The organism is uncultured Succiniclasticum sp. (genome assembly GCF_902793885.1).
Taxonomy (GTDB): domain Bacteria; phylum Bacillota; class Negativicutes; order Acidaminococcales; family Acidaminococcaceae; genus Succiniclasticum.
In genome coordinates, this window is sequence record NZ_CADBFF010000040.1 from 1 (window position 1) to 11,307 (window position 11,307).

Genomic DNA, 11,307 nt, shown 5'->3' on the forward strand with positions numbered 1-11,307 from the left:
CAAGCATGATGTGTATACGGAAGCCAGCTTCCGGTTAGGCCGTGTAAGCGACAGCGCCAATGACCTGCTGCGTGACGGCGCGGGCAATGCGTATGGGTATGATATCCATGCAACGTATTACGGAGCGCACGTAGGTCTGGGTAAGATATTCAATTACAAAGGCGGCAAGAGTCTGGACGTGTATGGCAAGTTCTTCTACACGAAGCGGGACGGTGCAGAGTTTGATGCGAAACAGCATTACAACCTGGACAGCGTGAACAGCAGCGTGCTGCGGATCGGAGCCCGGTACGGAACGAATGACAAGAAGTGGAACTGGTACGGCGGCCTGGCTTACGAATACGAATTTGACGGAGAAGCAAAAGGCACGGTCAACGGCACAGAGATCCGTGCGGCCAGCATCAAGGGCAGCAGCGTGCGGGGTGAGTTCGGCATGCGGATGGATGCCACGAAGGATAATCCGTGGCGGACAGACATCAGCATCTACGGTTACGGCGGCAAGCACCGCGGCTTCGGCGGTAGTGTGAACGTAGCGTATACGTTCTAAAGGAAGTGTTAGCGGCAATAACAAGAATGTTGCGTGAAACCGGGGGCAAACACTACCCAATATAATATGAAGAAAGAGGAGTGGGAAATTCCCATTCCTCTTTTTTGTGCATAGTCCGGGATTTTCGCCTCGGCGCAGTGGCAGCTTTCCCGAACAAAGCAATAAAATGAACGAAAGAAGTGCTATCTGGAGACAGACAATTAAGCTGTCTATATATATAACAGAAAGCAGGCTGGAAAACCGCGTCGCTGCTGGAGTTACAAAAAAAGTCCGGTCACTAAAGTGACCAGAGGAGATAATCAGGGGTTCGAGGAGTTGTGAAATCTTACGTCGTCCCTTGCTGGTGCTGCCAAACAGCAGTATAATGTAAATGAGCCAGATATTCTTTTCACGGCCGTCATGAAAAGGCAACGTGAAAGGAGTCAAATAGTTGAATGAAATAAATCGTGAATACAAAGATCGGGTATTCAAGTTCATTTTCGGAAACCCGACAAATAAGGAATGGACGTTGTCGCTGTATAACGCAGTAAACGGTTCGGCCCACAGGAATCCTGACGACATCCGGTTTAATACGCTGGAAGACGCAGTCTACATGAACATGAAGAACGACGTGTCTTTCATCATCATGAGTGAGATGAGTCTGTGGGAGCATCAGAGCACGTTTAACCCTAACATGCCCATGCGTTTTTTCATTTACGGCGGCAGGTTATACGAAAAGCACATCGCAGTGAGCGAATATTACCGATACAGCCATCATCTGCAGAAAGTGCCTAAGCCTCACTGCATTTGTTTTTACAACGGCAGGGCGGAGCAACCGGAACGTCAGGTGCTGAAACTCAGTGACGCGTTTTGCGGGGACGCCGACATAGAGGTTAAGGTGACGATGCTGAACATCAATTACGGCAAAAACCGGAAGCTGATGGAAGCCTGCGAGCCGTTGCGGGAGTACGCGTGGCTGGTGGATGCGGTAAGAAGGTATCATCATGAGGTTCAGGACCTGGAAGTGGCTGTGGACGCCGCGATCAGGGAAATGCCGGACAGTTTTGCAATCAGGCCATTTCTGATAGGCCATCAGGCGGAGGTGAGGAACATGTTTATTGGAACATTTGATGAAGAACGGGAGCGTGAGAAAGGCAGACTGGAAGCCCGCCGTGAAGGACTGCAGGAAGGAAGAAAGGAAGGAAGACTGGAAGCAGAAAAGGAACTGAACGAGCGAGTAGCAACGGATATGCTGAAAGAAGGGGAACCAATACCTAAGATTGTAAAGTATAGCAAACTTTCTGAAGCTGCCATCCGCCAAATTGCCAAGTCCCTTGGTGTGGCGGTGCTGTAAGATTGATGAGCATCTACGGCTTTGGCGGCAGCGTGAACGTAGCTTATATGTTCTGATGAATGAAATAACTATAACAAAAAAGGAACAGGCATAAGCAAAACTTAGGAAACGATTGCGTGATTGTATTGAGTGTTGACAGAGCAACCCGTGAGGGTCCCAGTTTGACGAACGAGCAACGCGAAGCGTTCTGAGCGGGCGGAGTGAGGAAGTGGGAGACGGGTTGCCCTGCAACGCGACTTCGAGTTTCGAAGCCACAGGCGAATGAGTCCATGGAATAGCAATCGTTGACGTTTTTGCGATGTCTGTTCTTTTTTGTTTGTAGTCATTCTTCTTCGTCGTCTTCGTTTGACGGTACCACATCAAGACCGGAATCGAAGCGGCGTTTTTGTTTGCGCAAAATGCGTTTCAGGGTTTTCTGCGTCGTCGCGCCGGTTTTCTGGAACAGGTTACTGATGTGATATTTCACGGTGCGGGGCGTAATGACCAGTGCTTCGGCAATTTCCATGATACTGCGTTCCCATAGCAGTTCCCGCAGGATTTCCGTTTCGCGCCGGGTCAGATGGTAGAAGGCTTTGAACTTCTGCAGCAGTTCATCCAGTTGCTCCGGTGTCATATTGAACGCGATGGAAAGAGCAGGGGGCGGAACCTCATCGGGTTGCGTCCTGGTTTCGTTTGCCCTGGCAGAGGAGGGAATTGCTTCCGGCTCCGGCTGGGTTGCATTTTCCTTTTCTGCCAGATCAAGATTCGAAAAATCGGTATTATAACTTTCTGTATTCAATAAAAAATCTTCGTCATCTTCTGATGCAGCGGCGTAATAATCAGACAGCGTCGCTGCATTTATATTTTCGTTTTCTGATGCAGCGGCGTAATAATCGGACAGCGTCGTTGCATTTATATTTTCAATTTCCAATGTAGCGGCGTCATGATCTGTCAACGTCGGTGCATTATTATTTTCTGCTTCCCATGCATTGTAATGATCTGTCAGCCAAACTGTTCCGTTTATTTTGTTTTTTGGCTCCGGCTCATTAACCGTGGCCAGGATGACCGGGCGGTTACTGCGCCGGATCCAGATTAGCATGGCCTGGTAAAACAGGGCGCCGGAACACATGAGCAGCGCCATGTACACTAAAAAGGTGAGGGACACCGGCAGCCGCTGCAAAAGGAAAATGCCAAGCAACGTACCGATGGCGCCGCAGGGGAGTTCTACGATGCGTCCCATACCGGCCCAAAGTTCGGGGCATGGCATACGGGGCGACAGTGTGATAAATACCCAGATAAGAAAAACAATCAAGAAGGTTGTAAAAAAGCAGTCAGCAATGGAAGAGATGCTCACGGCTCCGCCTTCCAGCATAAACACACAGAAGCCCAGAGACACCGTTCGCGCCAGCAGCGCAGCCAGAGGCAGATAAAACGGGTGGGAATCCGCCAGCCAGCCGGCCAAAAGGAAGCCGCCTACATTAATAAAGCGTGTATAGCGGTGCCACTCCATAAATTCTGCGTGACGGGTCAGGAAAAGGCTATCGCTGAAACCTACCGTCAGGGATAACAGTACCGCGGCCAGCAGGAACAGCGGCGCGTGACGCAGCAGGAAAGGATCGGGTGAAGGCGTTGCGTTTATGTCAGTGAGTTCTTCCGGTTCGTTGTGCAGTAAAAGATACGCCATCAACGCCAGAACCGGGAACAGGAAAAACAGGGCGTGCGGCGTGGGAATGTGGAGGACAGCAACCAGTGTATCCGATAGGAACAGGAAGAAGTGGGCACTGGCTAAAGAAGCGCCGATGCAGAAGCCCTGCCTGGCGGCAGGAATGTATCGGGCAATCTGTGAGAAAAGGCTGCCGGTTATATAACCGTTAGAAAAGGTAAATAAGAACAGAGCGGCGTATCGCAGTCCAAAACCGGGCCGGACATTCAGGATGTTGACCAAGGCGGCGACGCAGGCAGCATTGACGCAGAACGCGGCCAGCTGGGCATGAGCTGGAGGAAACGCAGGAACACGGCCGCGGAAAAAACCAAAGGCAAAAATACCGGCGGCTGTGGACAACATAAAAAAGAGGTTCAGCGCTGCCATCCCAAGCTGATCGGACACATGGGAAGACGCGCCGATTACTGCCAGGTAAACTGTTACGCTGGAGAACAGGCCAAGGGCATTAAGCAAAATCTGGGTACGGAACATGACGCGGGATCCTTTCGACATTTCGTTTGATTCCTTGCTGATGCAAAGAAAAACCGATGGGCAGAATTGGGAAAAGCGGAAAGATACATGAACCGCTGTTGCCATTTGCCCTGAATCGATTACCGAAAGAATTATAGCACAGAATTAGGGGCTGTGTACCATTGCGCAAGGCTCAGTGCAAACTATTTTTTCAAAAGTACAGGTTTTTGAAGCAAAAGTACAGGTGGTTTCGGCGGCATTTTGCAAAACCTGTACCTGGGTACAGCAGAAAAATTTACAAAATGGAATTACAATTGATAATAGAAGGGTGTGCACGAAAACAGATGAATAAATAGTTTCAGAAAAGTGAGAAAAACATGAATCCAAAACGACGAATCTATTCCCTTCCGTACAACGGCACAAACCCTGAATGGTTTTTGCAGGAAGCGGAAAAACGCAAACAAAATATTGACCATGTGTACTGCGAACTGCCCAATGAGGAAATGCTGTCCCATGTGCGGTTCCTTTTCGATGGAAAAGACGGAAGTAACGTGAACGCGGCGGACACCGAGCACAAACGAGCCTTGTATATGATAAACTGTGCGGAATTTTTACGTATCTCTTATGGAAGAATACGCTGCATCTGTCCCGTCAATGCCTTGTACTACCAGTTTAATTCGGAAGAAGAACTGAAACAGTTTGCGATTACGCTGGCGCAGCAAGTAAACCGGTACCGGTTGGAGGGACTGATCCTGTCCGACTATCGCATTGCTGTTTTACTGCACGCACTGTTGCCGGAACTTGAAATCCATACTTCCTGTAACGGGTATCAGTGGAACTTGCGGCAGATGGAAATCTGGCGGGAACAGTGCGGGGCACAAGTATTCAATCCACCCCGGGAAATTTTGCGTACGCCGACGAAACTGAAAGAGATGCATGCTGCCGGATTTAGACTAAAATGCCTGATTAATGAAGGTTGTCTCATGGGCTGCCCTAATTCCATGTGCCACAATCTTTCCATTGCGCTGCGGTGCTATGCGGGCTTCCTCAGCTGCTGCCAAAACGGGATTGCGGATCTGTTCCGGTCCAACTGGATATTGCCACGTTGGCAGAAACACTTTGACGAGTATGTGGACATTTATAAAATTGCAGGACGGAATTCGGAAGGCGATTACCCGTTCAAAGCGATGGATGCATACCTTACAGAAAATAACGATATGGCACTTACCGATTTAATGATTTCCGGGACGGTGAGCTTTGCCCGTCGTATGACACCCCCGGAAGCTATGCAAAAGGTAACGCTGGATAAAGTACCGGACAAACTGCTGACCTGTGAATGTAAAGATTGCGCGAAGTGCAAGTTGTGCGAAAGCATCCTGCAGTCGCTGGTTCCTGAAGCCTATTGGGAACGGTTCCGGTTTAAAGTAAAAGTGACGAAGTGAACGGAAGCAGGTATGCGCATTGAATCGTAACGTTTTATCACAAACAGGCTAAACGGTTTTTCCTGCGAAGGAAGATTAACTGTTATCAATTTTGATTTTTATAACTGAACTACAATTCAGGGGAGGGGCTAAGAGATGAACAAAATTTACAAAGTTGTGTGGAGCAAGGCAAAACATTGTTACGTGGTGGCCAGCGAGCTGGCAAAACGCAATACCAAAGGATGTGGCGCGCGAAGCTTACGGATGGCTGCGGTATCCATGGGGGTAACAGCTGCGCTGATTGGCAGCGTGGGATTTGCTACGCCGGTGGCGGAAGCGGCTGGCGCGTCAGATAATACATATACTGCCACATCCGATAAGGCTGGTTCAGTGTATGGCGGTATAGCAGGCGGCAGCGATCCCGGAGCTGACTATCGTGGCGGCTGGTCTTCCAATGACGCGGATGAGGCAAGTAGGAATACCGTAACAATCAACTACGGTACGGTGAACGGCCGAGTGTTCGGCGGCAGCACGTTTTCCGGCGCTTCGTCGTATAACGCGGTAACCGTCAACGGCGGTACGGTGAACGACAACGTACTTGGAGGTAACACGTCTTCCGGCGATGCATTACATAACTCGGTAACCATCAACGGCTCAGTGGATGGCTGGGTATTTGGCGGTAGCACTGGAACAGGTGAAGCATCTTATAATGAAGTTACTGTTAATGGCGGTACGATAGAGGTGAACGTATATGGAGGTAATTCTTATGGTAGTTATAATGGACCTGATGGGATAGCAAATGAAAACACTGTAACTATTAACGGCGGCACAGTAAATAATGTATATGGTGGTTATGTTACCTACGGCGTTGCAAATAATAACCATGTGTTTGTAAAAAATGGTACGATAAAGTCGAACGTATATGGTGGAAGCGCCAGTAACGGAAAAACTGCTAACGAAAACGAGGTAACTGTCAGTGAAACTGCCAATATTAAATATACGGTGTATGGCGGTTACGGAAACACAGCGGCAAATGGAAATAAAGTTACCGTTAGCGGTGGCACAGTGGGTTCTGACGACTGGGCAGTAGTTGGCGGTGCAAGCAGCGGCGGCGGGACGACACAAACTGCAAACAGTAATCAGGTAACTATTAAAGGCACGGCCAACGTGACGGGTGATGTAATTGGTGGTGCAGATGGTTACTATACTGCAACTGCATCTGAAAATACAGTGACCATTGACGGAAGCGCAATTGTTACCGGAAATGTGATGGGCGGTTCGGGCAAATCCCGAGACAAAACGAAAAACAAAGTGTATATCAATAAAACCTATAAAGGATCGGTGACTGGTAATGTGTACGGCGGTTACATTGATGATTCCCGTAACAATTTTACCAGTAATGATCCTGATAATGTGTTTTATGATGCTGGTAATACAAATAACAATGAGGTTCACATTGGCGGAGGTACGGTGAGCGGTTCAGTGTACGGCGGCGCAGTATTAAAGAATGTTACCGGCAATGCAAACAGCAACAAAGTGGAAATTAGCGGCGGTGAGGTGAAAACTGCCAGGGCAGGTTCAGGTGATTCTGTATACGGCGGCTACAGCGAAACCGGCAACGCAAACAGCAACAAAGTACAAGTAAGTGGCGAAAGTATAGTAAAACTGACAGTGTATGGCGGCGTCACGAAATACACGGAAGGTACGGCGAGTGGCAATGAGGTGACCGTCAGCGGCAATGCGAAACTGCCAAGCGGCATTACCGCAGGTTGGAGTCCGAACAAGGATGCGAAGAACAACACGGTTACGATTGAGGGCGGTACAGTACAAGGCTATATCGATGGCGGCGTTGCCACTGGTGCAGCTGATAACAATCATATTATTGTGAATGGCGGCAAGGTCAGTTACCTGCAAGGCGGTTCCGGCGGGAGCAGTGCGACCGGGAATACGGTTGAAATCAACGGCGGCACAGTGACAGATACTATCTTCGGCGGTAATTCGGACGCTGGAACCGTGACAGGAAATACTGTAACCGTCAATAAGGGCACGGTGAACACTATATATGGCGGCTACTCGAACAGCGGAACTGTGACAGGAAATACTGTGACAGTAAGCAACGCTACGTTAAATGGCGCCGTGATTGGAGGTACCAACGGAGACGGCGACGCTAACGGTAATACGGTATCGATAGCCGGCGGCACGATTGGCGGGGCTGTTTGGGGCGGCTACTCGCGCAATGGCGATGCGAAAAATAATACGGTTACCGTGACGGATATGGCTGCGGGCCGTGCTATTTATGGCGGGTATGCTGGAAATTTAGCGAAGAACGCTACCGGCAATACAGTTAAGATCAAGAATGTAACAGCTCCTGCCAACTATCACAATTTACAAGGCGGTTATACTGATTACACTGCCGAACCTACGGGAGATTTTGTAACCGGAAACACGCTGATTATCAACGGTTCCAACAAGTTTGGTGGTGCTATAAGCAACTTTGAAACAATCAAACTGGCGGATGATTTTGAATGGAAAGACGGCGCAACGGTACTGCAGGGAAATTTTGCGGTCAATTACAATAAAACGAAGCCTGTACTGGATATAACTGATGCAGAGACTGCGCTTTCTTCTGCAACTTCCGGCAGCATGATACTGCTGGCTTCGAGTTCCGCAAATGATTTTTCCACCCTTTCCCTGAAATACTCCGGGGGTACCGCAACACTGGATTCGGCTAATGTATCCAAGGATGTTAAGTCTGGCGAGGGTGCTTCCAGTGTAGCAAATGGCGTAACAATTACTTCCGCCACTATTCACACGGTATCTTTGGACAAAGATAACAGCTACAAAAATGTACTGTATAAGGTACAAAACGGAGTAAGCGGTATTTCATTCGCGGCAATGGACTGGAACGCAGGCCGGGCTGCGGCAGCGGGCGACAATTTTGCCAACGTGGCCACGGTGGATGCTACCAACTTAACATTTAATGATCCGGAAAAGGCAAGCGGATCTATGGCATTGCTTTCCGGCGCTGGTGGTCTTGCCGAAGGCTTGAATGTGAAGGCGGCAAACCATACGCAGAATTTCACCAATACACTCTCGAACAATGTAAAACTGGGCGCAACGCTGGAAGGTACGGTGACAACGCTGGCAGGCGTTGTGAACTACACGGTGAAGGACACTACGGTAAAAAGCGTTGACCTGAGCAACTGGAATGGGAGAAGCTCGGCTGTTGCCAGTGGATGGAAGAGTGTAGACGGCGGTCTGACAGTGACGGCGGCTGGCTTTACCGATCCGAAACTGGCGGCAGGGCAGACCTATCTGGATATTGTAACAACGGATACGGAAGGCTTCTTTGGCAGTGTGATCGGGGATAAAGCGTATCAGGGTTCGAATCTGGATTTGGACGCAGGGAACGGCGTATCGGTGAAGGGCTTGCAGGCCAGCGGTGTAAAGGCGGAGGACAGCGGGAAGAAGCTGACCTATTACGCCAGTGTGAAGGATGTGAACTCTATTGAAGTATCAGGCTGGGATGGCACGGAAGCGACTGCAGTGGACCTGACCGGCTGGAATCTGGCCGACGGTATTGCAGTGGATACGGATGGAATGGCAGCGCCAGGCGCTATGGTGGCAGGCGACAGTAAAACACTTGTTGAGGCAACGGGCGCAAACTTTACCGGCATTGCGGTGACCGGCGCTTACGCCTGGCAGAATGAAGGCCCGTTAGATACTGTGCCAGTGAATGGTGTTTCCGTGACCGGCACTTCTACCGGCGGCGGTGTGAAGGGTGACGGAACTAAGATCATTTACCAGAAGAGCAAAAATGCGATTACGTCCCTTACCCTTGGGGAAGTGGACTTTGCGGACAAAGGCACGGCTCGTTCCTTTGGGGCGGATGACGATCTGTCGTCGGCTTCGATTAATGCGGATGGCCTGTCTTTCAGCAACGCAAGTTCCCTGAGCAGCGGCCAGAGCATGACGCTGGTAGATGCAACGGGCGCGTTGGGCACGGCGACTATTGCGAACTTTACGGATAAAAAGTACGAGACAACGTTTGAGGATAAAGTAACGGATAATCTGACTATTAAAGGTGCGCAGACAGACTGGCTGAAGCAGGACGGCGGAACGAAACTGGTTTACACCGTAGGCGACAGGGAGGTCAGCGAAGCGGCCATGAGCGGAAACCTTGCCTGGAGCGATGGCGTTACCCATTATACAAATACAAATTACAAGTTTGACGGTAACACGAAGGTGAATGTTGGTGTGAACTTCACGGCAACTGTAGATCCTTTGGCCGGAACAACAAAGACCATGACGCTGCTCAAAGATGCGACGGGTGTAGCTGCTTCTAATGTAACGGGTACGCCGTCCTTTACGGTTACCCTTGACCAGGCAAACACAACGTTAAGTGCTGGTGCTGCCGGCACGGTGGGGTTAAGCGATAACGATGTAACATATTCTGTGGAAGGAGTGGAACTGAATAAGGTAACGGTAAAGAGTGTTGGCGATAAAGCAGACGAAGTGCCGGATAAATGGTCGCTAACTTCTGGAGCCACTGTAGAGACGGGAAGTATGACATTGCCAGAAGTTGCGGCAGGTGAATCAAAACCGATCATTACAGGTTCAGACGGTTTCTTTGCCAAAGCGACGATCAACGGAAATAATGCATACGAAACGAATGTTACTGAAATCAAGGTAAGCGACAAAACGAATGCGGTGACAATTAAAGGTGTACAGAAACAGGGCGTAGCAAAAGATGATACCAACACCAGTATTGTTTACAAGGTTGGCTACAAGGATATTTCGGCTATTACAATTGGTTCGCTGACCTGGCAGGATGGCGGTAATCTGTTAGATGGAAGCAATGAGGATTACAATTATGCAAAGGCTGCGTATGATACCGACGGCTTTAGATTGACTAATCCGGAAATGGCAGCGACCAATCAATCCATGACGTTGCTGCAGGCAAATGCAACGCTGGCGGACATGGCGGCGCAGACAAAATCTACAGATTTCAGTGTAACTCCTGTTTCGGGTGTGACCGTTACAGGTATGGTCACGGGTAACCTTGCGGCTGCAGACAATAAGGTTACCTTTACGACAACTGCCAACCAGGCCAGTGAATTGAAATTTGAAAAAGTAGAGTGGACTGGAAGCAACCCGCTGATCGATCACAGCAAGACTTTGGCCAATGTTTCCTTTGACGGCGCAACGGTAGATACGTCCAACATTGATTTCTACAAAGAGATGTATATTGAAGCGGACCAGACGACGACGCTGGTGTCTGGCTTCGGCGGTAACCCAAAAATTAAAGGAACTAAGTACATGGTTGGAACGGCCTTTGACGGCGAAGGCTCTGCTGCAATGGAAAATGGTAACCTGATCTTCCGCACCAAGACCAGCGCGGGTGTTTCCGAGCAGACCCACAAGGCCGTAATGGGAGTGGAAGCGACCATGGGCTTGTTGGCGAGCGGCATCGGACATTTGGACAAAGTGCTGGATGGTCTGGGCAATCTGTCTAACGTGGGTTCGGACGGTGCGTCTGTTGCTGCCAGCTTTGGCGGTGGAAAAGACCGTTACGAGACAAACAGTCATGTGAATATCAACAGCTGGAGCGCGGCGGTAGGCGTAGGCGGCAGGAAGGAAACGAAAAAGGGCACACTGCAGTATGGTATCTTCGGTGAATACGGCAAAGGCAGTTACACGATGCACAGTGATGTGGGCCGGAGCGACGGGGACGCCCATTATGCAGGCGGCGGTCTGATGGCCAAATGGACGAACAAGCATGATGTGTATACGGAAGCCAGCTTCCGGTTAGGCCGTGTAAGCGACAGCGCCAATGACCTGCTGCGTGACGGCGCGG

At 49.9% G+C, this 11,307-nt stretch carries 5 protein-coding genes; 4 read left to right on the top strand and 1 reads right to left on the bottom strand.

What is annotated here, in order from left to right:
- Positions 1-544 (top strand): autotransporter domain-containing protein (locus QZV31_RS12465; protein WP_295361202.1); only part of this gene is annotated, 544 nt, incomplete at its 5' end.
- Between the two features lie 430 nt (positions 545-974).
- Entirely contained in the window at positions 975-1,877 is a 903-nt protein-coding gene (locus QZV31_RS12470; protein WP_295361205.1) for a hypothetical protein, read from the top strand.
- A gap of 322 nt (positions 1,878-2,199) precedes the next feature.
- Here QZV31_RS12470 and QZV31_RS12475 read toward each other — a convergent pair whose 3' ends face one another.
- Positions 2,200-4,071 carry a LuxR C-terminal-related transcriptional regulator gene (locus QZV31_RS12475; protein WP_295361208.1) on the bottom strand — a complete coding sequence of 624 codons (1,872 nt, stop codon included), beginning with the start codon at positions 4,069-4,071 and terminating at the stop codon, positions 2,200-2,202.
- A gap of 335 nt (positions 4,072-4,406) precedes the next feature.
- On the opposite strand from QZV31_RS12475, the gene QZV31_RS12480 reads away from it, so the two are divergent.
- Together QZV31_RS12480 and QZV31_RS12485 are read left to right on the top strand one after the other, a co-directional pair.
- Positions 4,407-5,471: a U32 family peptidase gene (locus QZV31_RS12480; protein WP_295361211.1), complete on the top strand. Its 1,065-nt coding sequence runs from the start codon at positions 4,407-4,409 to the stop codon at positions 5,469-5,471.
- Between the two features lie 135 nt (positions 5,472-5,606).
- A partial coding sequence (locus QZV31_RS12485; protein ID WP_295361214.1) for an ESPR domain-containing protein occupies positions 5,607-11,307 on the top strand: 5,701 nt, incomplete at its 3' end.

What these genes read in the sequence shown, in the direction of transcription:
- QZV31_RS12475 (WP_295361208.1), bottom strand. Translation starts at nt 4,071, where the DNA reads ATGTCGAAAGGATCCCGCGTCATGTTCCGTACCCAGATTTTGCTTAAT.
- QZV31_RS12480 (WP_295361211.1), top strand. Translation starts at nt 4,407, where the DNA reads ATGAATCCAAAACGACGAATCTATTCCCTTCCGTACAACGGCACAAAC.